The sequence below is a fragment of the Pseudanabaena cinerea FACHB-1277 genome (assembly GCF_014696345.1).
Lineage (GTDB): Bacteria > Cyanobacteriota > Cyanobacteriia > Pseudanabaenales > Pseudanabaenaceae > Pseudanabaena > Pseudanabaena cinerea.
Genome location: NZ_JACJPY010000009.1, coordinates 40,226 through 63,619, shown reverse-complemented (window position 1 = coordinate 63,619; position 23,394 = coordinate 40,226). Strand labels below are relative to the sequence as shown.

Here is a 23,394-nt window from a genome sequence, read left to right as displayed (position 1 = left end):
ATAGGCTAAGTCAAAGACATAACTTTAAAGTGGTTTAGGCACAACTGCCAATCGCAAATTCACTTTGCCTTCCTGTGTTGAATTTGCAGGAAGCGGAGAATTTGAGGTTTGACCAATGTTGTTTATTTGTAATGAACTAAGGCGGTTGGGAGTGATTTGCCATTTTGTTTCGAGATAGCTAGCGATCGCTTGGATGCGTCCACGTCTCAGTGACTCATTTTCTAGATTGCGTAAACTCACAGAAAAATTGACCTTAAGATTAGGATAGCGCTGAAGTAAATTCCCGACTTGATCCAGTTGAGCATTTATAGACGTGGGAATTGTCACAGAGTTATCTTCAAAACTAATCTCCGCGATCGCCTGATTAATATATTCCAAATCCACCTTTGCATCAGGGATATCCAGACGGCGCTGCACATCGCCAATCACCAACGAACGAGCATCTTCACTAATCGGGCGATCGCTAAGATAGGCGATCGTCACCTGCACCGATGTATTGTTGCCTATGGTCAGCGCATAGTTCACTAATTGAGCATTTATAGGCAAATTTAAATTGGCGATCGCTGTCTCCAAACCTTGTAAAAGCTCCTTCTGCAAATCGCTAAGGCTAGGAGCCTTGATTACCTCAGGTAAAACTACCTCCTCTTTTTTTGCCAGAATCTCATTGGCGGCTGTGGGAATTTCCGTTAATAGAAGCTGTACTTTTCGAGGATCTCGATTCAATTTGCGAGCCAACTCCTGCACATAAGCTGCTCTCTCTTCGGGCGAATAAAGCTTACTTGTAAATATATTTAAACGAACAGTAACTGTCCGATCTTTCTCACTAATTGACAATCTCTCAATGGAAGAACGTGGTTGATCAGTCAAATCACTACTAAACTTAGTTTGCCAAAGATTAGTGGCAATGCGGCGCAAACTATTTTGTTGTTGCTTTTGTGACACTTCTTCAGTCAGTTTCATAAAGGCATTGCCAAGGGGAACTAATAGGGCAGCGATCGCAAGGAACCCCACAAATAAACGCCCTGGCAAACTCCCGATCGGGCGTAATTTCTTTAGAAATCCATAGCGTTCTAAAAAACTCTGCACCGCATTACTCTCTTGATCCTTAACTTCCCACAGTTTTACCTGTTCGCGGACTAAGGATGTATCAATATGTAGCGCTATAAATACTAATGCTGAAGCAAAAGCGATCGCCACCAGATTGGTCAAAAATAGTAACCCTCCCCCTCGCGCAATTTGTAAGCCGTCATCAAAATTAAGGCTAAAGGCAATGCCCACGCCATAGCCAACTACACATAAGGGCGGCATCAAGGCTACAGCGATCGATACCCCAGGAATGGAAGTAATTACACCCTTAACAGGACGACAGGTGGCGATCGTACCGATCGCACCCGAAAATAGTGCCACGCCCAAATCAAGGGTATTTGGTGTGGTGCGAGCCAAAATTTCACTGGTTGCCTCCTTAAAGGGCAAGCTAAAAATAAGTAACATCGCAAAACTAATTGCCACAGCACAACTAAGACCAAGATTGGCGATCGCCCTCACCAACAAAACAAAATCGCCTGCCGCCAACCCTAACCCCAACGACAAAATTGGCCCCATCAAAGGCGAAATCAGCATTGCCCCAATAATTACCGCAGGGCTACTCAAAGCCAAGCCTATCGTAGCAATCCCTGCCGCAAAAATGATTTGCAGCCAATAGGTAGCATCCTTGAGGGTAGCAGCTTGAGATATTTCCAAATACACCTCCACTTTGCGCTGTTCACTTATACCCATTTGATTAGCCAGCCAATCGCGAATGCTTTGCCAAGAATAAGTTTTTTGCCTCATAGCCCGCAGCCCCAGCAATTTGATTGTAAGAGATTGATTGTAAAGGAAAGTTGACCTTAACAAAGAAGGGCAATAATTAATAGGTAAGCTTGTTCCCCAATCTCCATTAAGGCATAGCCATAGCTTAATTTTGGATGGCAGGGGGCAGAACGTAACCGATTTGACGCAGAGCTTTGCGAAACTTGCCATCATGACTAGCAAAAACAACCAAAGTACGACTGCCCAAAAGCTGACAGTATTTTTTAGTAAGTGGATCATTAGCAATCAGCGTAGCTAAATGCGAACTAGTACATTCAACCAACCTTGCTTCGCCCACATCCCTCAAACTACTTTCTTTTTCTAAAGCATCATTTAAAAATGTTTGTACAGATATAGGTAAAGGTTCGGTAATATTATGCTCCAGAACTTGGATTAATTCCGTAACCCTATGTCCATCCTCAATCGCCGTTAATAGACGATCTAAATCCAATCGCCAAATTGTTTCAGAGCATCTTTGGGCATAAAGATCCAGAACTATCGCATCAGCCATATTCAGATCATTCCCTGAAGCCACAATTTCCATATTCGGAAAGACCCGTAAAGTTTGACTAGGGGTGATCTCTGTTGGTTGATACCGATCAGCCAAGTCCAAACAATAAGCGCCTAAAGGGTTGATACGGAAATAGATCAAGCCGTCGTAACGACTAAGCGATCGGAGATCGTCGGTTCCCCAGAGATCGCCAAAATCGCACCATGCGTGGCATGGATCAACATAACCCACATCAATCAAACCAAGGGTTGCCGCATATTCAAATAGGAGACAAAGTAAATATCGCCCTTGCAGAATATGCCAATCATGATAGCCTTCATACCCTAAATTGCCATATCCCACTTCACAAATATAAAGATCTTCGGGACTACGGGTAACTTCAAACAGATGTCTAGTAGCGACCATGTACTTGCTAAATTCATGAAACTGAATCCACTGACCAACAGGGCATTCTCGCAAAGCAGCAACAATTACTTCGCGCCGTCCTGCCACTGCCGTCATTCCCCTTGCGCCTTTACCAGTTTGCCCCTTGATCTCATCAATGCGCCGAAACTCATCAAAGGTTGTATTTTTGAGCCAACGCCTCCATAATGTCTGTAAAGTCTTTGCAGGTGGGTCTTGTAGCGCTTTCAACCCTGCTTTGGTTAGTACCAACTTTTTCCCAGACAGTTCTGCCATGTTGCCTACTTGCAATAGGGCTGTCCATGCAAAGGCTTTGATCGCGCCAATATCATCTTCGGGTGATCTGTAGCGATAATCGGCTACCGTCTTCCGTTGTTGATCATCGTAGAAGTCGCCACCAAATAAAACCGCCACGATCGCTTTTACGGTTAAGCCGCTAGGCAAAGCTGTTTTATCACTGACGGCGACCTTACCTGATTGAATCAAACGCAAAACCGATAGTAAATCTTTTTGAGCAGCCTGTTCCATAACACAAACTGTCAAAGGAACCTCATACTCATGATCATTCCAATATTTTTGTTGACGCACCAGAAATGTTTCAGGAATTGTAGCACTGACATTTTGTAAACGGGTGGCTTGAGGCTTAGGCACAAAGGCTTTGAGGGTTTGCTTGAGTTCAGGGGGCATCACGCCGTGATAGAAAAATAAGCTCAAGAGCGAAGGCTTATATCTGGAACTATAGCGATCGCCTGTACCAAAGCTTGGTTTCTGACCATATTTAGCCACAAATGAAGCCGCATAGTAGTCATTTGTCGAAGAATGGACGACTTCAGCGATCGCCGCCTTTTGTAAAGCATCTAGCCGATGCCAAATTCGCTGAATCTTTGCGCCTTCCATTTCTTGCAAAATAGCATTGATGATATCGGCTTTGCGCGTGAACCTCTGCTCAGAGTTGAGCAGTGCCAAGAGCCCTTTCAAATCATCAGCAGTCTTTGATTCGAGAGCTTGTTGAAAGCTGAGAGCAACTTCTATGGTTTGTTTACGAGGCATAGTGCGATTTAGAATATAGCAATAATTATCAATTGTAGAATCATCGACCTCATCGGCACTTCGCGCCGCGCTGTTAATTTTAAGTTTTTAATGCCTATTTTGAGACTGAGAAAGCAGTATGACGACACCTACAAACAAAAAAACTCCCCCACATTAACAAGGAGGAGTTTTTTTGTTTAACCTAGAGATTAACTTAGCAAACTAGATTAACCGAAAGCAGTTGAAGTTGAAGCGATCAAGAAGGCTGCATAGGTGAGGATGTAGCCAATCGTGAAGTGAGCCAAGCCAACCAAACGAGCTTGAACGATGGAGAGAGCCACAGGCTTGTCTTTCCACTGAACCAAACTTGCAAGAGGTGTGCGTTGGTGAGCCCACACGAGGGTTTCGATCAGTTCTTGCCAGTAACCACGCCAAGAGATCAAGAACATGAATCCAGTTGCCCAAACTAGGTGTCCGAATAGGAACATCCAAGCCCAAACAGAGATATTGTTCATGCCATAGGGGTTATAGCCATTAATCAACTGAGCAGAGTTGAGCCATAGGTAGTCACGGAGCCAGCCCATGATGGTGACAGAGGATTCGTTGAATTGAGCAACGTTACCTTGCCATACACCGAGGTGTTTCCAATGCCAGTAGAAGGTTGTCCAACCAATGGTGTTCAACATCCAGAACATCGCGAGGTAGAAGGAATCCCATGCAGAGATATCGCAAGTACCGCCACGACCAGGACCGTCGCAAGGGAAGCTGTAGCCAAAGTCTTTCTTGTCTGGCATGAGCTTAGATCCACGAGCATCCAACGCGCCCTTAACCAAGATCAAGGTGGTGGTGTGTAGACCTAGAGCGATCGCATGGTGAACTAGGAAGTCGCCAGGTCCAATGGTGAGGAACAATGAGTTACTGTCAGAATTGATACCAGCCAACCAACCAGGAAGATAAGCAGCGCCAGCATTAGAAGGAATGCTAGCCGCATTGGAGAGCAGTACATCAAAACCGTAGAGAGCTTTACCTTGAGCAGCTTGAACCCACTGGGCAAATACAGGCTCGATCAAGATTTGCTTTTCAGGAGTACCAAAGGCTTGCATTACGTCGTTGTGAACATAAATGCCAAGGGTGTGGAAACCTAAGAAAAGAGATACCCAGCTAAGGTGAGAGATGATCGCTTCCTTATGCTCCAGCATACGGGCAAGCACATTGTCCTTGTTAGCTTCAGGATCGTAGTCACGCACAAAGAAGATCGCACCATGAGCAAATGCACCGACCATCAAGAAACCAGCAATATATTGGTGATGAGTATATAGAGCCGCTTGAGTGGTGAAGTCCTTAGCAATGAAAGCATAGGAAGGCATCGAGTACATGTGCTGTGCAACCAAAGAGGTAATTACACCCAAGGAAGCTAGAGCCAAACCTAGTTGAAAGTGCAAGGAATTGTTAACAGTGTCATACAAGCCCTTGTGACCAGCACCTAGCGCACCACCGAAAGGAGTACCCTTAGGAGGATTGTGGGCATTCAAGATCTCTTTGATGCTGTGACCAATACCAAAGTTGGTGCGGTACATATGACCAGCAATGATGAACAATACAGCGATCGCCAAGTGGTGATGAGCAATATCGGTCAACCAAAGAGACTCGGTTTGAGGATGGAAACCACCCAAGAAGGTCAGAATTGCAGTACCAGCGCCCTCAGAAGTGCCAAAGATATGACCTGCGGTATCAGGATTTTGAGCATAGACACCCCAATTACCAGTGAAGAAAGGTGCAAGACCTGCTGGATGAGGAGGAACGCTCAAGAAATTATCCCAACCGACATGGATACCACGAGATTCAGGAATCGCAACGTGAACCATGTGACCAGTCCATGCCAAGGAGCTTGCACCAAACAAACCAGCCAAGTGGTGGTTGAGGCGAGACTCAGCATTCTTGAACCAAGAGAGGCTAGGACGGAAGCTGGGCTGTAGGTGCAACCAACCTGCAAAAAGCAGAACGGCAGCAAATACTAACATCCAGATAGCGCCAGTGAATAGCTCAGCATTGGTACGCATACCGATGGTGTACCACCAGTGGTAAACACCAGAGAAAGCCACATTAACAGGACCCGCAGCATCAGTTTGCGTAAACGCTTCAACGGCTGCCTTGCCAAAGTGAGGGTCCCAAATTGCATGGGCGATCGGACGAGTGTTGAGCGGATCTTTGATCCATTGCTCGAAGTTACCCTGCCACGCTACGTGAAACAGGTTGCCAGATGTCCACAGGAAGATGATCGCTAGGTGTCCAAAGTGGGAAGCAAAGATCTTTTGATAAAGACTTTCTTCAGTGACACCATCATGGCTTTCAAAGTCGTTCGCTGTGGCGATCGCATACCAAATCCGACGAGTTGTCGGATCTTCTGCGAGAGCCTGGCTAAACTTAGGAAATTTCGTTGCCATTTTTACTTCAATTTCTCCGTTTAAATTTAAGCCAGTTTACCCAAGAGCACCGTAGCGGGCTAGGAAGAATGCCCAAGTTGTAGCAATTCCACCCAAGAGGTAGTGAGCTAGACCCACAGCACGACCTTGAGTGATGCTCAAAGCTCGAGGAGAGATAGCAGGAGCTACGTTGAGCTTGTTGTGAGCCCATACAATGGACTCAATAAGTTCTTGCCAGTAGCCACGACCACTGAACAGGAACATGAGGCTAAAAGCCCAGATGAAGTGAGCGCCCAGGAAGATCAAACCGTAAGCCGACAATGCCGAACCATAGGATTGAATTACGTTGGAAGCTTGCGCCCACAAGAAGTCACGCAACCAACCGTTGATAGTCAATGCACTCTGTGCAAAGTTACCGCCAGCCATATTTGTTACGTTGCCAGCCGCATCAACAGTACCGAAGATGTCAGACTGCATTTTCCAAGAGAAGTGGAAGATGACAACAGAAATACAGTTGTACATCCAGAAAAGACCTAGGAAAACATGATCCCATGACGAAACTTGGCAAGTGCCACCACGACCAGGACCATCACAAGGGAAGCGGAAACCAAGTTCTGCCTTATCTGGAATCAAGCGAGAGCTACGAGCATAAAGCACGCCTTTCAGCAAGATCAAGACAGTAACGTGAATGGTAAACGCATGGATATGGTGTACCAAGAAATCAGCAGTGCCAAGAGCCATATGAGCAACAGCAACCTTACCGCCTACAACCAAGGTTTCGCCGCCGAAGATAGGGCTAACACCAGAGGTTGCATAAGGAGCAGTTGTACCAGCAGCAGCAGCGTGAATACCTTGAATCCAGTTAGCGAAGACGGGCTTCAACTGAATTGCTGTGTCGGAGAACATATCTTGAGGACGACCCAATGCACGCATAGTGTCGTTGTGGATGTATAGACCAAAGCTGTGGAAGCCAAGGAAGATACATACCCAGTTGAGGTGAGAAATGATGGCATCGCGGTGACGCAACATCCGATCAAGCAAGTTGTTTACATTCTTAGCAGGATCGTAATCACGAACCATGAAAATACCTGCGTGAGCAGCAGCACCACAGATACAGAAGCCGCCAATCCACATATGATGTGTGAATAGGGAAACTTGAGTGGCGTAGTCGATCGCAATATAAGGATAGGCAGGCATTGCGTACATATGCTGGGCAACAATGATGGTCAAAGAACCCAACATCGCCAAGTTAACCGCAAGCTGTGCGTGCCAAGAAGAGGTCAAAATTTCGTATAGACCCTTGTGACCTTCACCAGTTAGAGGTCCCTTGTGAGCTTCAAGGATTTCCTTCATGCTGTGACCGATACCCCAGTTGGTGCGGTACATATGTCCAGCGATGATGAAAAGAGTCGCGATCGCAAGGTGATGGTGTGCTTGGTCGGTCAGCCATAAAGATCCAGTTTGAGGATTCAAACCACCCTTAAAGGTTAAGAAGTCAGCATATGCGCCCCAGTTCAAGGTAAAGAAAGGAGTTAAACCTTGAGCAAAGCTAGGGAAGATATCAGCCATCAACTGAGGGTTGGTGATGAACTCATGGGGAGCAGGGATCTGATCAAGGGGTACACCCTTGTCCATGTAGTAATTGATTGGAATCGATACATGGATTTGATGCCCAGCCCAAGAGAGTGAACCCAAACCGAGAAGACCAGCCAAATGGTGGTTCATCATCGATTCAGCATTTTTAAACCACTCAAGTTTAGGTGCTGCCTTGTGGTAGTGAAACCAACCAGCGAAGAACATCAAACCTGCCATCACCAGACCGCCAATTGCGGTGCAGAGGAGTTGATACTCGGTGGTGATACCAGATGCTCTCCAAAGGTGGAATAAACCAGAAGTAATTTGAATACCTTGGAAACCACCGCCAACATCGCCGTTCAAAATATCTTGACCAACTACATTCCAGACCACTTGGGCGCTGGGCTTGATACCAACAGGATCGGTTAACCAAGCGGTGTAGTTGGAGAATTTTGCGCCGTGGTAATACATACCACTAAGCCAGATAAAAATTATACCCAGATGCCCAAAGTGAGCAGAGAAGATTTTGCGGGCAGTATCTTCTTCGGTTGTGAAACTGTCAAAGTCATGCACATCAGCATGAAGGTTCCAAATCCAAGTTGTTGTTTTGGGTCCCTTCTTAAGGTTGCGGTCAAAGTGACCAGGCTGTCCCCACTTCTCGAAAGAAGTCGGTACTACGTCACGATCAACCGTTACCTTTACCTCTGTGTCTGGCTTTTGAGGAGTCATTGTCATGTAGATTTTCCTCTCTCAGACTGTTAAGACAAAGTAGAACAAATGAACAAATTAAAACAAATTAGCTAAGCGGGACATCTTATAGTGCTGAATCTATAAATGAGATAAGTACTGCTTTATAAGATTATCTGCGCTTAGTTGAGCTAATTATAGGTTTAGGTTTGTCTCATGCTAAGGACTTTGTAACAATTGTTTAGAATGTGCATATTTTGCTAGATCCTTGAACAGGCAACAATTTTGCTTTGAAAAGCCAGTTGTTGTTTGTTTAGGTAGATCGATTTTTGTTTACAAAAGTTAACAAAATTATGGGCTTACGCAAAAAATAGCCATAGAATTTCAGCCTTGAGGAATGAAATTCTATGACTATTTTTCCCTTTCCCAGTCTAGACTTGGGCAATAGGGGCAATTTATGAATCACCCCTACGATAGAATAAGGGCTTAAAGGTCTTTTGTATAAGACTTATTAGTACTTCATGGAGAACTAGTTTGAGCTAGCTTATCCATGGAGTATGTAAATTCTTGGAACAACTAGATTGACTATAGGATTCAACAGATTAATAGCGGTTGTTGGTTTTGAAACCACGACCACCACTTCTGTTTCCACCACCGCCACCAAAAGAGTTGCTGTTCTCTCTAGGCTTGGCTTTATTGACCTTGAGTACACGACCCATCCATTCAGCACCATCTAAGGCAGTGATAGCGGCATCTTCTTCAGCGTCTTGGCTCATTTCCACGAATGCAAATCCGCGAGCGCGACCTGTTTCGCGATCTGTAGGAAAATGAACACGAGTCACCTTGCCGTAGTCTTCAAAAACTGGCTTAAGATGATCTTGGGTAACTTCATAGGACAAGTTACCAACGTAAATAGACATTATGCTTTCTCCAAAAATTCAGTGAGGGTGTAGAGATAGAGATGTCGGAGATAAGCTTGTCACGATGAAACAGAAAAAACTGCCAATACAGAAAACAATTGCTACAACCGATAACTACTTTTACTTTACGAATTTTATTCTACCTTAAATATTTTGATTTTAGGGAAATGTTTATTTTTGTTAATATTGATGACGGCTGCATGGGTGAACTTTTTAGTAAATCTTTCCATGTGACCATTCATTATTGACGCTTTGTTGTGATTTGGTATTACCGATGCAATCACCTGATGGTTTTGTTCAAATTAAATTAGACATTCCCCATAGTCTATATATTCAGCTTTTGGCAAAAAGTCAAAGTTCAGGACAGGTGCTTTCGGATTTGGCGGTTAAGGGAATAGAGCATATTTTGCGATCGCCTGATATTGTGAACGATCGCCTAGAGCAAATCGAGATATCCTTAGAAAATAAGCTCAAGGAATATGTTGAACTGAGATTAAGCCAGCTATTGTCAGAGCGTGGTTTATTAAAGGAGCAGGCTCTAGCAAATATTACCGCATTGCCATTGGCAAACCAACCGCTAGATAGTCAGCCATTGCCGATTCCCACGATTCGTCCTTTGCAGGTTGGCGATCGCGTCTTGATTTTAGAATCCGACAGCCCCTACTACATGGCAAAACTGCTAGTGACTCGCACAAGTTTAATTCGGGCAACGGTGGAAACAGATACTGGCGAGAAAACTTTTCTAAAGCGCGATTTACGATTTATCCCAAACGAAGAAACGGCTGCACCATTAATTTAATTGACAGCCCACTCAGCCCATTAATCTTATAGCCTATTAAAGTTCAGGTGTGACACAGATAAAATTTTTTTAAGCGTTGCTTTGCGATATTTTTAGGAATTTTTTGGGTTTAAGTTAAGTACAAAGCGATGTAGTATTATAGGCACAGCGTTGCACAGCCCATAATCCCATAATACTTATCAGCAGACATAAGAAAATACTATGGTAGAAACTGCGGTTGCACCACTACTTGAGCTGCGCGGAGTTCAAAAAAGCTTTGGTGAAAATAAGGTACTAAATGGTGTTGACCTATCGGTGCATAGTGGCGAAGCGATCGCTGTGATAGGGCCTTCGGGGACAGGTAAGTCCACGATTTTACGATTAATCTGTGGGTTGATTGCCCCTGATGCGGGGCAATTGTATATCAATGGCAACCGCGTATCCACAGAAGAGATTCAAGAGGATAGTCATGGAGTTAGCATTGGTATGGTTTTTCAGAACGCGGCTCTCTTTGACTCTCTGACTGTTGCTGAAAATGTGGGTTTTTCCCTGTTTGAGCATTCTCGACTATCGCGGCGCGAGATTTATCAGCAGGTGGAGCAGAAGCTGACAATGGTGGGTTTAGAAAATATTAGTGATCGCTATCCTAGTGAACTATCGGGAGGTATGCGAAAGCGGGTCAGTTTTGCGAGGGCGATTATGGATGATCCCACGGTCAAGAGTGTGACTAAGAAGATTTTGCTATACGATGAACCCACAGCAGGACTTGATCCCGTAGCTTCTACAATCATCGAAGATTTGATGCGATCGCTCCGACAGCAGGATGTTTGTGACAGTTATATCGTTGTCACCCATCAAGACAGCACCATCCGCCGCACCGCCGATCGCTTGATTGTTCTGTATCGTGGATTGGTGCGCTATGCAGGAAAGGTGAGTACAATTGATCAAGCAGATAACCCTTATGTGAAACAATTTTTTAGTGGCAGTATCGAGGGTCCGATTCAACTTTTAACTAAGGAGGTATGAGGCTTGTGCAGCGAAAAACCCTAAAGGATGGTGCGCTTGGCTTATTTATAATTGGCGGTATTGCGGCAATCGGTGGCGCATTACTATGGCTGCGCGGCGTACAGATTAACAATTCTAAATTTACATTTAAGATTAAATTGCCTGATGCCAGTGGGCTGAATACAGGCTCGGTGGTTAGATTTCGCGGTGTTGAAGTGGGGCGGATCACCAATCTAGTTGCTAGTGCTGACCATGCCGAAGCCATAGTTAGCATCGAAAACCCTAATCTTATAATTCCTAAAAGCTCGATTGCGGAAACTAATCAAAGTGGTTTTTTAGGTAACACCAATATTGATATTTTTCCGCCATCGCAAAAATTAGAACTGAGCGCTGATCTTAATCCTCTAGCCAGGGATTGTAATAGTCAATTGATTATTTGTCAGGGCGGCGAAATCGAGGGAATCAGGGGGGTTAGCTTTATCGCTTTACTCAAAGACAGTAGCGCAGCATTACGCAAGATCAATGATCAAAATTTAATTGATAACCTCAATGATACCCTCATTGCGGCTCAAAGTACCGCTAAAAGCATTCAAAAGCTGACAGATTCGGCTAATCGTGCCGTTGGTACGTTTGAAAGCCAGGTGGTGAAGTTTGGTGATACTGCTGATGCGATTAGCGGCGCGGCGGTTAAGGTTGGTGATGTTGCGACTAGCGCTCAGGATCTAATTGAGGTAAATCGCGAAAAATTGGCACAAACCCTTGATGGTATTGCCGCCACATCAAGGGAAGCCCAAGCACTGTTGGCAAGTGCCAAACCTCTGCTTAGCGATGGTAAATTTATAGCAAATCTTCAGACATTATCAGCAAATGCGGCGGAAACTTCGGCAAATCTACGCAAGCTATCGGGCGATATTAATGATCCTGCCACGATCGCCTCATTAAGAGAAACCCTTGATTCTGCAAGAGCCACCTTTGCTAATGCCAAGAAAATCACGGCGGATCTTGATGAACTCACGGGCGATCCACAATTGCGTAGTAATATTCGCAATTTGATCAATGGGTTGGGCGGATTGCTCTCAAACGCCCCTAACTTAGATGCTCCCATACGCACCTCAAACCCTAGTGCCTTGGCGGTAGAATCAGGCGGTGATCGCTTCAAGCCCATTGCTGAAATTGCCCGTAATAAATCCGTTGGCGGAGCCGCTAAATCGCCTAAAGACAGCTCAGATGTCAATGGGAAAGTTAAAATCAATAGTCCTAAACCCGCCAGTAGTATCGTCAGTAAATAGGCTGTAGCAATCCATGAATTTATTGCCTAGCCAAGTTTGGTTGATCATCGGTGTCGCCCTCTGTGTGATTGAGCTTTTAGTACCATTACCAACATTTTTGATCGCAGGGGCAATGGGCTTAGCCGCTTTGTTAGTGGCGGTGATCGCTCTGATTCTGCCCATACCCGAACTTTTGATCGCGATCTGGATGGCGATCGCCCTAATTTTTGCCTTTGTTTCACGCCGCTTTATTCCCAAAGATTCCGCCAAGCTCCAAGAGTCTGGGCAGGGTGTCACCCTCACGGAGATACCCGCAGGTAAGGCGGGGCGGGTGCAACATGAGGGTGTATCTTGGCGAGCGATATGTGATGATCCTAACTTGGCGATCGCGCCACAGCAAAAGGTAATCATTTTGCGTCGCCAAGGGACTACGCTGATTGTTGTTCCTGAAAGCTGGCTAGAGCAGCGCCTTGTCTGATAACAATTCACAAAGATGTGACTACATTTTTAGTTTTGGTATAAGGTAACATTGATTTTGCTAGTCACGTAGCGGCTACAGAAAGCTGATTTCCCTAACCCATATTCAACAAACTAATGGCATCTCAACTGCGAATTTATGTACCACCCCATCCGCTGATCCGCCATTGGCTCACCATCGCCAGAGAACAACATACTCCAGTACCTCTTTTCCGCACGGCGATGCAGGAAATGGGCAAATGGCTAACCTACGAAGCAGTGCGAGAATTATTGCCAGTGCAAGCGGTGAATGTGGAAACGCCCTTGGCAACCGCCGCAGGTCAGGTCATCGATCAAGAAATTCCGATCGCATTTGTACCGATTTTACGTGCAGGATTGGCGATGTTGGAGGGCTGCCAATCGGTTTTACCCGCCGCCCATGTCTTTCATTTAGGGCTAGTGCGTAATGAAGAAACCCTGCAAGCGAGTTGCTATCTAGATCGCTTACCTCATCAGTTCGATCCGCAAATGCTGATTTTGATCGTGGAGCCGATGATGGCAACGGGCGGCTCGATTATGACCACCCTGCAATTATTAAGCGATCGCGGGGCAGATCTTGGCAAGATCAGAATTATCAATGCTCTTTGTGCGCCCCCTGCTTTGCAATTAATTAATCAAAAATTTCCCACGGTGCAGATCTATTCTGCCTGCATAGATGAAGTGGTGAATGAGAAGGGTTGGATTGTGCCAGGACTGGGCGATGCTGGCGATCGCTCTTTTGGTACTTAACAAAGCCCAAAATTTAATGATTGAGGATGGGACGTTGTGAGCGATCATTTAGCCTGTCTCTATCTTTTGGCTTTAGCAAGGATCGCGATCGCGATCGCGCCCATCACAAAGCCGCTCACATGGGCAAGATAAGCCACACCAGGCAGGTTAGGATTCGTCATTGCCGCATAAATTGTTTGTCCCGCAATCCATAGCCCCAAAAATACCACCGCAGGAATCGGAATAATCGTCACAAAGAAGCCAAAAAATACCAGACTAGATATCCTTGCACGGGGATATTTCACCATGTATGCGCCCATCACTCCAGAAATAGCCCCACTAGCTCCCACCATCGGCACAGCCGACATCGGAGCAGTCATCACCTGCACGATCGCTGCCACTGCACCACAAGATAAATAGAAAATAATAAATTTCCAGCGCCCTAATAAATCCTCAATATTGTTACCAAATAGATAGAGGAACCACATATTTCCTGCTAAGTGGAGAATGCCCGCATGGAGAAACTGGGAAGAAAAAACCGTAATTAGTTCCTTAACTGAATTGGTGGTCAACTCTCTGGGAATGATCGCCCAAGCCCGCAACCATTCGTCAAGCTGATAATTTGCCAAACTCATTTGATAGCCAAAGATCAAGATGTTGATCACAATCAAAGCATAGACAACGACAGAAGTATCTTGAGTCGGATTGTCGTCATGCAAAGGGAACATAGAAACCTCAAGATATTTTTCAAACTGTCGCAAGGCAACAACTTAAAAAATATCTTGATTTTGGTTTAAGCGCAACGCGCTGTAACTATTCCATATCATCGAGCTTAATGCGGGGGTCAACAGCCTTGAGCAAAATATCACCAATTAAATTGCCGATTACCAACATCACCGTACCCAACATTAGCCCCGCCATCACCAAATTAGTATCCTTCTCCCTCGTAGCATCTAGTAACAATTTGCCTAGACCTGGCCAGTTAAAAAAGAATTCGGTTACAAATGCGCCACCTAACAAGCCCCCAAACTCAAATCCTAGCAATGTCACCAAGGGATTAATGGCATTGCGGAGGGCATGGACATAAATTACTTGGCTTTCGGGTAAACCTTTAGCACGGGCAGTTTTGATATAGTCTTGGCGCAATACATCTAAAAGGCTGCCCCGCATGATTCTTTGCAAGCCTGCAAAGCTAACGAGAGTGAGGGTGAGGGTCGGCAAAATCAGATGGCGGCTAATATCAAAAAACTGTCCCAAGGGGGAAAGTTCAGCAAAATCGATACTGGTCATGCCCCCCACAGGAAACCAGCCCGTATTTTGCGCCAACATTAGTAACAAAATCGCCAACACAAAACTAGGAAATCCCTGTGTGCCATAGCTGACAATTTGAATGAGGCGATCGCTCCATGTATTTTGCTTAACGGCGCTATAGACACCCAAAGGAATAGCGATTAGCCATGTCGTTAATAATGAGGCGATCGACATAATTAGCGTATTACCCGCCCGTTCTACAATCAAGGGGGTTACGGGGGCTAGCCCTTGGCAACGCACGCCCAGATTGCCACTGAGGGTATTTTGCAACCATAGCAAATACTGCACCACTTCAGGCTTATCGTAATTGAGTTGCTTTTCTAATTGGGCGATCGTTTGTTTGGGGGTACTAGGATTATTGCGAAGCTCGGCAAAACAGTTGCCAGGTGACTTGGTAATTGCAAAAAAGCTGAGGATCGATACACCCAAAATCACTACCACCGACTGCCCCAATCGCTTCAATACAAACATCGTCCAATCATTGATGAGCCAGCGCCCCCAAGAGGTCTTTTGAGGAGAGTTGGGTGGTATATTGACAGGAAAATTAGGCGAGGGCTGTCCAGAATTTGGCTGTTGATTGGTTGTCATAGACTTTGTTGGCAAGTTTATTAGGGGTAATCAGGGTTGCAGCAGCGATGCAGGTCAATTATTGAGGGCAGAATGTAACAAATCTAATCACTGCCTTACTTGTAGCACATAGAACGTATATCCATAAAAATTGCTGAACCTCTCAAATAGGTTTATCTCCTCTTCAATTTCATCAATAACTAAGGGAAGAATGCTTTCCAGACGATACATTAAGTCTTCAACGATTTCATCGGCTCAACCTGACCATTATCTTAGTTCCTGCAATCGCTACCCCAGATCTCAGACTTTATGTGTGACTAGCAGAACTGATCTATGATTGCAAAGAAAAAGTCGGGGATCTTAGACTTTGTATCTTCAGCTTTTACTTAATATCACAATAAACGCAGTTAAATTTAATGACATTAAAAATTGGAATTTTAGGATTTGGTGGCTTAGGACAGGCCGCCGCTAAGCTACTTAGCGCTAAGCAGGAAATGCAATTGGTCGTGGCGGCAGATAAAGAAGGTTTTGCCTATGCCCCTCAAGGACTCAATGCTAATGAGGCGATCGCCACCTATCAGAACCAAGGCTCATTGGGCTATCTCGCAAATGCGGGGCGTTTGAGTCAAGAAAGTATTGCTGAGGCGATCGCCACCGCCCAAGATGTCGATGGCTATTTCTTAGCATTGCCCAACCTGCCCAATACCTTCATGGCAAGTGTTGCCAAGCAATTCATCTCGTCAGGTTGGCAGGGCGTGCTAGTCGATGCGATCAAGCGCACCAGCGCCGTTGAGCAGATGATCGCCCTTGCCCCCGAACTCACCGCCGCAGGCATTACCTATATGTCGGGCTGTGGCGCAACCCCCGGACTATTGACCGCCGCCGCCGCGATCGCCGCCCAAAGCTTTGCTGAAGTCCATCGGGTCGAGATCACTTTCGGTGTGGGCATTGCCAACTGGAATGCTTACCGTGCCACTATCCGCGAAGACATTGCCCATATGTCTGGTTATAGTGTGGATATCGCCCAAGCTATGACTGATGCTGAGGTGGAAGCATTGCTAGAAAAGACCAACGGTTTAATTACTCTCGAAAACATGGAACATGCCGATGACATCATGCTCGAACGGGTTGGGATCTGCGATCGCGATCGTGTCACTGTTGGGGGCGTAGTTGATACCCGCAATCCTAAAAAGCCTCTCAGCACCAACATGAAACTAACAGGGCGCACCTTTGAGGGCAAAATCTCCACCCATACCTTCACCCTTGGCGATGAAACCAGTATGGCAGCAAATGTCTGTGGACCCGCCTTTGGCTATCTCAAATCAGGTAAACAATTTCATGAACGTGGTATCTATGGATTGATGACCGCCGCCGAAGTTATGCCAGCGTTTGTGCGCTAAACAAAAAAAGGGATATGCAAAGCACATCCCTTTTTTATTTACACATCGCGGCGGCGGAAACGTCCACGCCGCTTAGCATTTTCAGCCTTGCGCTTACGTTTTTCACCTGCGGTTTCGTGATACTGACAGCGACGGATATCTGCTAGTAAACCAGCTTTTTGGATTTTTTTCTTAAATCGACGTAATGCCGATTCAATCCCTTCATTTTCACCAACGATTATTTGAGTCATGCTTATTTGGGTAGCAAAGTGTTGTTCTTAATTATGCTGTATTTTGAGCGCATCTATGATTTAGGCGGCGATCTACTAGGTTAGCAAATTTACGCTGTATTTGTAAAGCTGATATGTGAATTTTTAAATTAGACCTTTTGGGAAATAAAGAATAATAATGGAAATGGTTTCCGTCATGGCATGATTTTTTGGAAAGACGTAACCTTCCTTACAGAAGGATCTAAAAGCAGATGTGGTTATAATAATCTACTGATTATCTACTAATTATCTAATTTTAGCAGCAAAATTTTATTGAGGTTGAAGTTACGACATTCCCTAACGATTGCCTTACGGGAGATAAATTTTGGTTGCAGATGCCCAGACAGGAGCCTGTAAAATAAAGTTAAAATAAAGTTAAAATAAAGTTGAATAATACGGTTGAATATGATTGAAGAACTTGCTTCCTCTAACTTTACTCCCGATGATTCGCTATCTGACAATTTAGCCAATTTCGATGATCAAGGTAGGGGGGATGTCAAAATTTATCTGGAATTTTATAATCAGGGGCTAGCTAAGGTAAAAGCAGGCGATCGCTATGGTGCTGTGCAGGTTTTTAGTGCGGCGATCGCGTCACAGCCTCAGCTACCTGCGGCCTATTACCAAAGAGGCTTATTGCTATACGATCTTGGCGATCAACAGGGGGCGATCGCTGACTACGATCAAGCCCTAATCTTCAGTCCAGAGGCTCCCGAAGTTTATATTGCTCGTAGCATTGCCAAAATCGCGATCGCCGATATTATTGCTGCCCAAACGGATATTGTTCAGGCGTTAAAATTTGCACCTAAGTCAGCAACCGCCTATCAGTTATTAGGCTTGATTTGTAAGAAACAAAATCAAATTGAGCAGGCGATCGCAGCTTACAAACAGGCAGCTAATTTATTTATAGAATTGCGCGATGAAGTAAATTGCCGTAGTTGCATTGAAAATTACAAAGCTTTGGAGGCAAGTTTGCCACCTTCGATCAGCGATGTTTTGGCAATTGTGCAGCAAAAAATTGATAAAAGTGACTATGCTGATGCCCTTAGTGATCTCAATTGGTTACTCAAAGTTGAGCCTAAAAATGTCCAAGCCTATTGCTTGCGTGGTCTAACCCTAGCCAAATTGGGCGACCCGCAACAAGCAATCAAAGATCTCAATCAAGCCCTGTTTTTAGAACCACACAATCTGGAGGTACGCATTGGGCGCGGCACAATTCGCTCTGAGATCGGTGATGCTCAAGGCGCAATTGCTGATTTTGATGAGCTGGCGCGTGAATATCCAAATAGTTACCGAATTTATGAATTTCGAGCTAGGGCTAGGCTAAAACTCAAGGATTATCGCTCTGCCATTGAAGACTTGTCACGGGCGATCTCGCTGATTAAAGATGCAGATGCGGATACCCCCAAACTATATGGCGATCGCGCTGATGCTAGATATGACTTTGGCGACTTGGAGGGGGCGATCGCTGACTATCAAACTGCTGCCAATATTTGGTTTAATCGCGCCAAAATGGAACTTTACCGTTATGCCATTGATCGGGTCAATCTCTGGCGATCAGAATTAGCCAAACAGTCGCAATCTGACAGACGTAAACAGACAGAGGCTGCTGCTGCTGTGGATTTGGTAAAAATGCCCAGTTTAGAACTACAACAAACACTCTTAGCCCTCGTTGGTGGCAATATGGCGATCGCCCAGCGTTTGATTGATATTGCCAAGCAAGAACATCCAAATATGCCCGAAGTTTGGTATTGGCAAAAGGTGATTTTTGATTTGGAAAGCGATCGGCAATAGCCAGTTATACAACGCTTTCCCAAAAGCGGCAGTCCCGACAGGGACCATCAGGATTAACGGCACAACGCAATATCTCTGAATGAGCGTTATAGAGACATTTCACATCGCCAATTACCCAACGCCCATCGATTATGCTGCGTTCTAAGTTGGCTGGTGCAGGCTGCACATAGACCAAGATTCTAAATAAATTATATTTACCACGGCGAAACTGATATCTATGACGGCGTTCTAGGATGGTATAAGTGTTGCCTTCCACATCGATATAGTTGCCTGGTTGTGGCATCCAGTCTAAGTATAGTTTCGCTAAGAGGCGATCAGGATTGAGGGTCAGTACCTCCGTTGGTATGGCGGATATTTCCATTTAAAATTTGCTAGCCAATGGTACAGATAGTGTAAAGTTCTTTGGGGCGGTTTCTAGAGCTTCGCCAAACCCAAGATTAAGCCATGACATACATGGGCAAGAAACTCTAAGTCTAAGGTTTCTAAGCGATCGCTACTTTTATGATAGTGCGGGTTTCGCATATTCGCAGTATCAGTAATCATTAGCGCTTTGTAACCCTCATCCCAAAAAGGTGCATGATCACTGCGGCGGGTATCAGGAATCGCCAAGCCGCGCCAACCTGCGGGTAGCCACTCACAGGCTACGCTCGGCTTCATGTGGCGTTGAAAATGTAGTAATTCGGGAATTGTGGGAATACTGCCAATCAAAGCAATAAAATCGCCAGTATTGGGATAGAACCTATCTAAACCCCTGGGATATTGCTGTGAATAGGGTGTGCGATCACAATAGCCCAACATTTCCAAGGAAATCATGAGCCGTAATCTCTGCCCCTCAGATTTCAGTTTATGGGCATAGGCCGCACTACCACACAGTCCAAATTCTTCCATATCAAAGGCAATCAATTGAACAGGATAGTTGATCGGATTTGCCGATAGATGGGCGGCGAGTTCGAGCAGGACAGACAATCCAGAAGCATTATCATCGGCTCCCACACAACCTGCTACCGTATCGTAATGTGCGCCAATGATAATCGGCGATCGCCTCTTTCCTCCTAACTGTTGTGAATTGGCGGGAATATGCAAAATCAAATTCTGGTGTTGATTGCCATTGACTTCAAACTCATGGGTTATCACTTCACCAAATCTAGCAAAATGCGATCGGATATATTCACGGGCAAACAGATGTCCTGCTGACGAATAATAAGGATTGCGTTCAATGACCAGTTTTTCGAGATAGTCAGTTAAGCGAGTTTGTAATAACTGCATTTTTAAATCTGTTCTTCCCAATCTAAATTTTATCGAGAGTATTTATCATTACATCTAGACGGTTACATCTCTGTTTTGCGATTAGCAAATATAGTAAATATAAGTCCTAAGGAATGAAAAATAAATAACATACAGCCTGGTGAGGCAATATGGAACACAGTAGAATAGGCCACGCAACCGTTACAGGCTAAAATTGTACCCCTTGATAGCTAAACAGGCTGTATGCCTTTGCTACATCAATCTTATTTTTATGTGATGGTGGAGGCAGCAATAGTGCAAACTATTACATCTTCAAGGAAGATTTACAGAAATTTGCCAAAGACATCGGTATTGAAATTAGGATCGCGCATTACCATCCCTATACATCAAAATACAATCCCATCGAACATCGCCTATTGCCCCATGTCACCAGAGCCTGTGAAGGAATGCATCAATTATTTTTGACGAATATCTTCCTAAATGGAACTATAGAGCCATTCCTCTCAATGCATAAGTTATTTATTTCTTATCCCTAATTTACTCAATACTTTCGTAGCGCCAAGGCACAGGATCAACAGCTTGACCATTGACATATAGCCCCCAATGCAAATGTGGTCCAGTGGAAGCACCAGTGGAACCTAACGCGCCTACTACCTGACCTGCTTTCACAAAATCACCATCCTTGACATAGATTTTGCTGAGATGCAGGAAAATACTTAATACCCCTTGACCATGATCAACGCCGACAGTATTGCCATGCAAGCGAAAGCCTTGTGCAACCGTGCCAACTAGCCGCACATAACCATCGGCAGGGGAGATTACGGGAGAACCGTAGGCTCCTGCATAGTCAACGCCGCGATGGTAATAGTCTTCGGCAAAAACGCCATTGTAATAACGCTGTACCCCGAATATGGTGGTGATTTCGCCATCATTGGGTCTGAGGAATGCACCTTGCCAAAACTTCTGCGGTGTCACCAACTTTTTGAAAGCAGAAACGGTATCCCATTCATAATCTGTTGGTTCTAAACCTCCTCCTGATTCATCGATCCAGAGGCTTTGGGTGGGAAACTGACGACTTGCCAAGGGCATAGCTAGGGTTTGCTGTTGTCCATCGGCACTAACTATTACCTGTCGCGTTCCTGGTTTATCTAAGGGGGTAGTGGGGATAAATGCTCGCCAACGATTGGGCGCGATCGCAAATACAGGATATTGCTGCCCCGAAATCTCCACCGATGGCGAATTTTGCGACTTACTAGCAATCCAGACTGAGACTGTATCGCCCAATTTCGGTGTACTTGGTTTGAGCATTACCTGCAAGGCATCAGCACGGGATACACCAAACATCATTGCCGCGATCGCTGAAAATAAGGTTAAACCAATCAGGAGCCACCACTTCAAAGGACGAACAGCCATATATTTTTGTTTTTAGGTAGTTTTTTGGTGTCAGGATAGCGATCGCTACCTAGTAATCCAAGCATAACGCCAAGTCCCACGATTCGCAAAAGTATAGCAGGATATAGCGATCGTCTTCTCAAAAATCAATCGACCAGCGATCGCCCAAATCCTTCCCAAAAGAGGATTAGACATCAATGGCTCAAAATTAATTTCTATCGCAGTTTGCAAGTTGTCAAGGACAACTTGCAAACCATCAAATCCATATTTTCTATCTGAGGTTTTGCGTAATACGGAGAAATTTTAGATCGCCACAATGCACTCAATTTCGACAAGGGCATCAAGGGGCAGACGTGCTACCTGCACTGTGGAGCGAGCAGGAAACGGCGCAAGAAAATACTTACCGTAAATGGCATTGACCTTGGGGAAATCTGCCATATCCGCCAGAAACACAGTGGTTTTAATCACATTGGTAATATCTGCACCTGCTTCAGTCAAAACCGCCTGAATATTCTTAATTACCTGTTCCGCCTGCGCTTCGACTGTGGTTGCCACAATTTTGCCGACCGCAGGATCGATCGCGATCTGCCCCGCCATGAATATTAACTTGCTAGTTGCAGGCACGGCGATCGCCTGATTATAAGGACCAACGGGTTCAGGGGCATTAGCGCTACAAATTACTTCTTTTTGACTCATTTTTTGACTGATTCTCTTAATGTGTGATACCAAATCGCGAATGTCAGTATAACTATAGTCATTCGTCCTAGGTCAAATCAAAACCCAAGAATTGGCTAGCAATACTCTGCGTCACCAGCCAATTCTTGGGTTTCATGTCCTAATACATTTGGCGACAGCTATATCAATATTTTAGTACCGTAGTGCAAAGAATCTTGATCGCTTTACTCACAGAGAGTACTAAAGATCCGTAAAATATAGACATTGATATCTCATGTCACGCTAGGTAGGAATTATGTTTAAGACTGTTTTGTTTCCCCTAAACAGAAGCCAAGAAACCCGCCAAGCTGTCGCTATAGCGATCGACTTGGTACAAAAATATCAAGCGGTTTTGTATATCTTGTCCGTGATTGACCCCGAAGCAAACGGCAGCGATCGCCCATCTTGTCAGGAATTGGTCAGCGAGGTGGAAGCATACTTTGCAGAGGTGGGTATTGCGGCGAAAACCCAAATCTCTGAAGGTAAAGCCGCCTTTGTAATTTGTGATTTTGCCGATGAAATTAATGCCGATCTGATTATTATGGGTTCGCGGGGCATCAGCCTCACCGATGAACATCCCGAAGAACACAGCGTCAGCCAAAAAGTAATCAATCTCTCACCCTGTCCCGTTTTACTGGTTCCTTAATCTAGGGTTTAACACTTGTATTTCCTATGCAAACAATCTCACCCATAGCCCCAAAAGATAGTGGTGCTGACATTTTAGTTAAGAGTCCTGATGGCGAATATTTGCTGGTGGTAGAGGTTAAAACTAGAAATCAACCTCAGATGGTTCGCAATATATGTAGTGGGAGAATCACGATTACCATTAGATCTATTGCCACCAGCAGATCCTCAGTGGAAAGGACAGGCTGGGATTGAGTTTGAGTCAAGGGTGCAGAATTGGCTCGAAGGTTTAAAAATACAAGCTAATGTTGAGAAATTGCCTACCGACTTAAGAAATTTATTGAATGAGCCAGTTATTTTTCTGCTTAACTGGGGAGAAATTCGAGCGGCTGGCTATAGGTGGCTAACAGGTCAGTCTAGTGAATCGTAAAA

Annotated in this window: 23 protein-coding genes; 10 read left to right on the top strand and 13 right to left on the bottom strand. The window is 45.0% G+C overall.

Annotated features, from left to right (window positions below; genetic code table 11):
* Positions 1–24 precede the first annotated feature (24 nt).
* From H6F44_RS05100 to H6F44_RS05080, 5 genes are all read right to left on the bottom strand, one after another.
* A complete protein-coding gene (locus H6F44_RS05100) occupies positions 25–1,830 on the bottom strand; it encodes a DUF389 domain-containing protein (protein WP_190349874.1) in 1,806 nt (601 codons plus the stop codon).
* 124 nt (positions 1,831–1,954) lie between these two features.
* Positions 1,955–3,811: a hypothetical protein gene (locus H6F44_RS05095; protein WP_190349873.1), complete on the bottom strand. Its 1,857-nt coding sequence runs from the start codon at positions 3,809–3,811 to the stop codon at positions 1,955–1,957.
* 206 nt (positions 3,812–4,017) lie between these two features.
* Positions 4,018–6,234, bottom strand: a complete 2,217-nt coding sequence (gene psaB, locus H6F44_RS05090) for a photosystem I core protein PsaB (protein WP_190349872.1) — start codon at positions 6,232–6,234, stop codon at positions 4,018–4,020.
* Positions 6,235–6,270: 36 nt separating this feature from the next.
* Entirely contained in the window at positions 6,271–8,523 is a 2,253-nt protein-coding gene (gene psaA / locus H6F44_RS05085; protein ID WP_190349871.1) for a photosystem I core protein PsaA, read from the bottom strand.
* Between the two features lie 554 nt (positions 8,524–9,077).
* Positions 9,078–9,395 carry an RNA recognition motif domain-containing protein gene (locus tag H6F44_RS05080; protein ID WP_190349870.1) on the bottom strand — a complete coding sequence of 106 codons (318 nt, stop codon included), beginning with the start codon at positions 9,393–9,395 and terminating at the stop codon, positions 9,078–9,080.
* A 274-nt stretch (positions 9,396–9,669) separates the two neighbouring features.
* Here H6F44_RS05080 and H6F44_RS05075 point away from each other — a divergent pair, with 274 nt between their 5' ends.
* The 5 genes from H6F44_RS05075 (at position 9,670) to upp (ending at position 13,691) form a co-directional block, all read left to right on the top strand.
* On the top strand, positions 9,670–10,194 hold the full coding sequence (locus H6F44_RS05075; RefSeq protein WP_190349869.1) for a hypothetical protein: 525 nt from the start codon (positions 9,670–9,672) through the stop codon (positions 10,192–10,194).
* 201 nt (positions 10,195–10,395) lie between these two features.
* Entirely contained in the window at positions 10,396–11,199 is an 804-nt protein-coding gene (locus tag H6F44_RS05070) for an ABC transporter ATP-binding protein (protein WP_190349868.1), read from the top strand.
* Positions 11,200–11,204: 5 nt separating this feature from the next.
* On the top strand, positions 11,205–12,467 hold the full coding sequence (locus H6F44_RS05065; protein WP_190349867.1) for an MlaD family protein: 1,263 nt from the start codon (positions 11,205–11,207) through the stop codon (positions 12,465–12,467).
* Positions 12,468–12,480: 13 nt separating this feature from the next.
* Complete coding sequence (locus tag H6F44_RS05060; protein WP_190349866.1) at positions 12,481–12,924, top strand: NfeD family protein; 444 nt, start codon at positions 12,481–12,483, stop codon at positions 12,922–12,924.
* Positions 12,925–13,040: 116 nt separating this feature from the next.
* On the top strand, positions 13,041–13,691 hold the full coding sequence (gene upp / locus H6F44_RS05055) for a uracil phosphoribosyltransferase (RefSeq protein WP_190349865.1): 651 nt from the start codon (positions 13,041–13,043) through the stop codon (positions 13,689–13,691).
* 59 nt (positions 13,692–13,750) lie between these two features.
* Here the strand turns inward: upp and H6F44_RS05050 are convergent, their stop codons facing one another.
* Both H6F44_RS05050 and H6F44_RS05045 read right to left on the bottom strand, forming a co-directional pair.
* Positions 13,751–14,398 carry a rhomboid family intramembrane serine protease gene (locus H6F44_RS05050; protein ID WP_190349864.1) on the bottom strand — a complete coding sequence of 216 codons (648 nt, stop codon included), beginning with the start codon at positions 14,396–14,398 and terminating at the stop codon, positions 13,751–13,753.
* 85 nt (positions 14,399–14,483) lie between these two features.
* Positions 14,484–15,569: an ABC transporter permease gene (locus tag H6F44_RS05045; protein ID WP_190349863.1), complete on the bottom strand. Its 1,086-nt coding sequence runs from the start codon at positions 15,567–15,569 to the stop codon at positions 14,484–14,486.
* Between the two features lie 395 nt (positions 15,570–15,964).
* Between H6F44_RS05045 and bioU the strand changes: the two genes are divergently transcribed.
* On the top strand, positions 15,965–16,948 hold the full coding sequence (gene bioU, locus H6F44_RS05040; protein WP_190349862.1) for a (S)-8-amino-7-oxononanoate synthase BioU: 984 nt from the start codon (positions 15,965–15,967) through the stop codon (positions 16,946–16,948).
* Positions 16,949–16,986: 38 nt separating this feature from the next.
* Here bioU and rpsU read toward each other — a convergent pair whose 3' ends face one another.
* Positions 16,987–17,178 (bottom strand): 30S ribosomal protein S21, encoded by a 192-nt coding sequence (gene rpsU / locus H6F44_RS05035; RefSeq protein ID WP_009628553.1) that lies wholly within the window; start codon positions 17,176–17,178, stop codon positions 16,987–16,989.
* Positions 17,179–17,601: 423 nt separating this feature from the next.
* On the opposite strand from rpsU, the gene H6F44_RS05030 reads away from it, so the two are divergent.
* The gene (locus tag H6F44_RS05030; protein ID WP_190349861.1) at positions 17,602–18,987 is read left to right on the top strand and encodes a tetratricopeptide repeat protein; all 1,386 of its coding nucleotides are present in this window, start codon (positions 17,602–17,604) and stop codon (positions 18,985–18,987) included.
* 4 nt (positions 18,988–18,991) lie between these two features.
* Here the strand turns inward: H6F44_RS05030 and H6F44_RS05025 are convergent, their stop codons facing one another.
* Positions 18,992–19,348, bottom strand: coding sequence for a DUF6464 family protein (locus H6F44_RS05025; RefSeq protein WP_190349860.1), 357 nt, complete (start codon positions 19,346–19,348; stop codon positions 18,992–18,994).
* Positions 19,349–19,401: 53 nt separating this feature from the next.
* Complete coding sequence (locus H6F44_RS05020; RefSeq protein WP_190349859.1) at positions 19,402–20,253, bottom strand: M28 family peptidase; 852 nt, start codon at positions 20,251–20,253, stop codon at positions 19,402–19,404.
* Positions 20,254–20,471: 218 nt separating this feature from the next.
* Here H6F44_RS05020 and H6F44_RS23925 point away from each other — a divergent pair, with 218 nt between their 5' ends.
* Positions 20,472–20,768: an ISAzo13-like element transposase-related protein gene (locus H6F44_RS23925; RefSeq protein WP_199302000.1), complete on the top strand. Its 297-nt coding sequence runs from the start codon at positions 20,472–20,474 to the stop codon at positions 20,766–20,768.
* A 1-nt stretch (position 20,769) separates the two neighbouring features.
* On the opposite strand, the gene H6F44_RS05010 is transcribed toward H6F44_RS23925, so the two are convergent.
* The 3 genes from H6F44_RS05010 to H6F44_RS05000 all read right to left on the bottom strand — a co-directional run bounded on the left by H6F44_RS05010 (position 20,770) and on the right by H6F44_RS05000 (position 22,320).
* On the bottom strand, positions 20,770–21,645 hold the full coding sequence (locus tag H6F44_RS05010; protein WP_190349858.1) for a M23 family metallopeptidase: 876 nt from the start codon (positions 21,643–21,645) through the stop codon (positions 20,770–20,772).
* 45 nt (positions 21,646–21,690) lie between these two features.
* A complete protein-coding gene (locus H6F44_RS23495) occupies positions 21,691–21,819 on the bottom strand; it encodes a hypothetical protein (RefSeq protein ID WP_277874105.1) in 129 nt (42 codons plus the stop codon).
* Between the two features lie 108 nt (positions 21,820–21,927).
* Entirely contained in the window at positions 21,928–22,320 is a 393-nt protein-coding gene (locus H6F44_RS05000; RefSeq protein ID WP_190349856.1) for a Rid family detoxifying hydrolase, read from the bottom strand.
* A gap of 274 nt (positions 22,321–22,594) precedes the next feature.
* Here H6F44_RS05000 and H6F44_RS04995 point away from each other — a divergent pair, with 274 nt between their 5' ends.
* Together H6F44_RS04995 and H6F44_RS04990 are read left to right on the top strand one after the other, a co-directional pair.
* Entirely contained in the window at positions 22,595–22,984 is a 390-nt protein-coding gene (locus H6F44_RS04995; protein ID WP_190349855.1) for a universal stress protein, read from the top strand.
* 159 nt (positions 22,985–23,143) lie between these two features.
* Positions 23,144–23,392, top strand: coding sequence for a hypothetical protein (locus tag H6F44_RS04990; RefSeq protein WP_242016444.1), 249 nt, complete (start codon positions 23,144–23,146; stop codon positions 23,390–23,392).
* The last annotated feature ends 2 nt before the right edge of the window (positions 23,393–23,394 follow it).

Excerpts from the sequence above, each read along its gene's own strand:
- H6F44_RS05020 (WP_190349859.1), bottom strand. The coding sequence starts at position 20,253 with ATGCAGTTATTACAAACTCGCTTAACTGACTATCTCGAAAAACTGGTC.
- H6F44_RS05025 (WP_190349860.1), bottom strand. The coding sequence starts at position 19,348 with ATGGAAATATCCGCCATACCAACGGAGGTACTGACCCTCAATCCTGAT.
- H6F44_RS05100 (WP_190349874.1), bottom strand. The coding sequence starts at position 1,830 with ATGAGGCAAAAAACTTATTCTTGGCAAAGCATTCGCGATTGGCTGGCT.
- H6F44_RS05045 (WP_190349863.1), bottom strand. The coding sequence starts at position 15,569 with ATGACAACCAATCAACAGCCAAATTCTGGACAGCCCTCGCCTAATTTT.
- H6F44_RS05060 (WP_190349866.1), top strand. The coding sequence starts at position 12,481 with ATGAATTTATTGCCTAGCCAAGTTTGGTTGATCATCGGTGTCGCCCTC.
- H6F44_RS05095 (WP_190349873.1), bottom strand. The coding sequence starts at position 3,811 with ATGCCTCGTAAACAAACCATAGAAGTTGCTCTCAGCTTTCAACAAGCT.
- H6F44_RS05075 (WP_190349869.1), top strand. The coding sequence starts at position 9,670 with ATGCAATCACCTGATGGTTTTGTTCAAATTAAATTAGACATTCCCCAT.
- bioU (WP_190349862.1), top strand. The coding sequence starts at position 15,965 with ATGACATTAAAAATTGGAATTTTAGGATTTGGTGGCTTAGGACAGGCC.
- rpsU (WP_009628553.1), bottom strand. The coding sequence starts at position 17,178 with ATGACTCAAATAATCGTTGGTGAAAATGAAGGGATTGAATCGGCATTA.
- H6F44_RS05080 (WP_190349870.1), bottom strand. The coding sequence starts at position 9,395 with ATGTCTATTTACGTTGGTAACTTGTCCTATGAAGTTACCCAAGATCAT.
- H6F44_RS05070 (WP_190349868.1), top strand. The coding sequence starts at position 10,396 with ATGGTAGAAACTGCGGTTGCACCACTACTTGAGCTGCGCGGAGTTCAA.
- H6F44_RS05010 (WP_190349858.1), bottom strand. The coding sequence starts at position 21,645 with ATGGCTGTTCGTCCTTTGAAGTGGTGGCTCCTGATTGGTTTAACCTTA.
- H6F44_RS23495 (WP_277874105.1), bottom strand. The coding sequence starts at position 21,819 with ATGTCTAATCCTCTTTTGGGAAGGATTTGGGCGATCGCTGGTCGATTG.
- H6F44_RS04995 (WP_190349855.1), top strand. The coding sequence starts at position 22,595 with ATGTTTAAGACTGTTTTGTTTCCCCTAAACAGAAGCCAAGAAACCCGC.
- upp (WP_190349865.1), top strand. The coding sequence starts at position 13,041 with ATGGCATCTCAACTGCGAATTTATGTACCACCCCATCCGCTGATCCGC.
- psaB (WP_190349872.1), bottom strand. The coding sequence starts at position 6,234 with ATGGCAACGAAATTTCCTAAGTTTAGCCAGGCTCTCGCAGAAGATCCG.
- H6F44_RS05030 (WP_190349861.1), top strand. The coding sequence starts at position 17,602 with ATGATTGAAGAACTTGCTTCCTCTAACTTTACTCCCGATGATTCGCTA.
- H6F44_RS05050 (WP_190349864.1), bottom strand. The coding sequence starts at position 14,398 with ATGTTCCCTTTGCATGACGACAATCCGACTCAAGATACTTCTGTCGTT.
- H6F44_RS05000 (WP_190349856.1), bottom strand. The coding sequence starts at position 22,320 with ATGAGTCAAAAAGAAGTAATTTGTAGCGCTAATGCCCCTGAACCCGTT.
- psaA (WP_190349871.1), bottom strand. The coding sequence starts at position 8,523 with ATGACAATGACTCCTCAAAAGCCAGACACAGAGGTAAAGGTAACGGTT.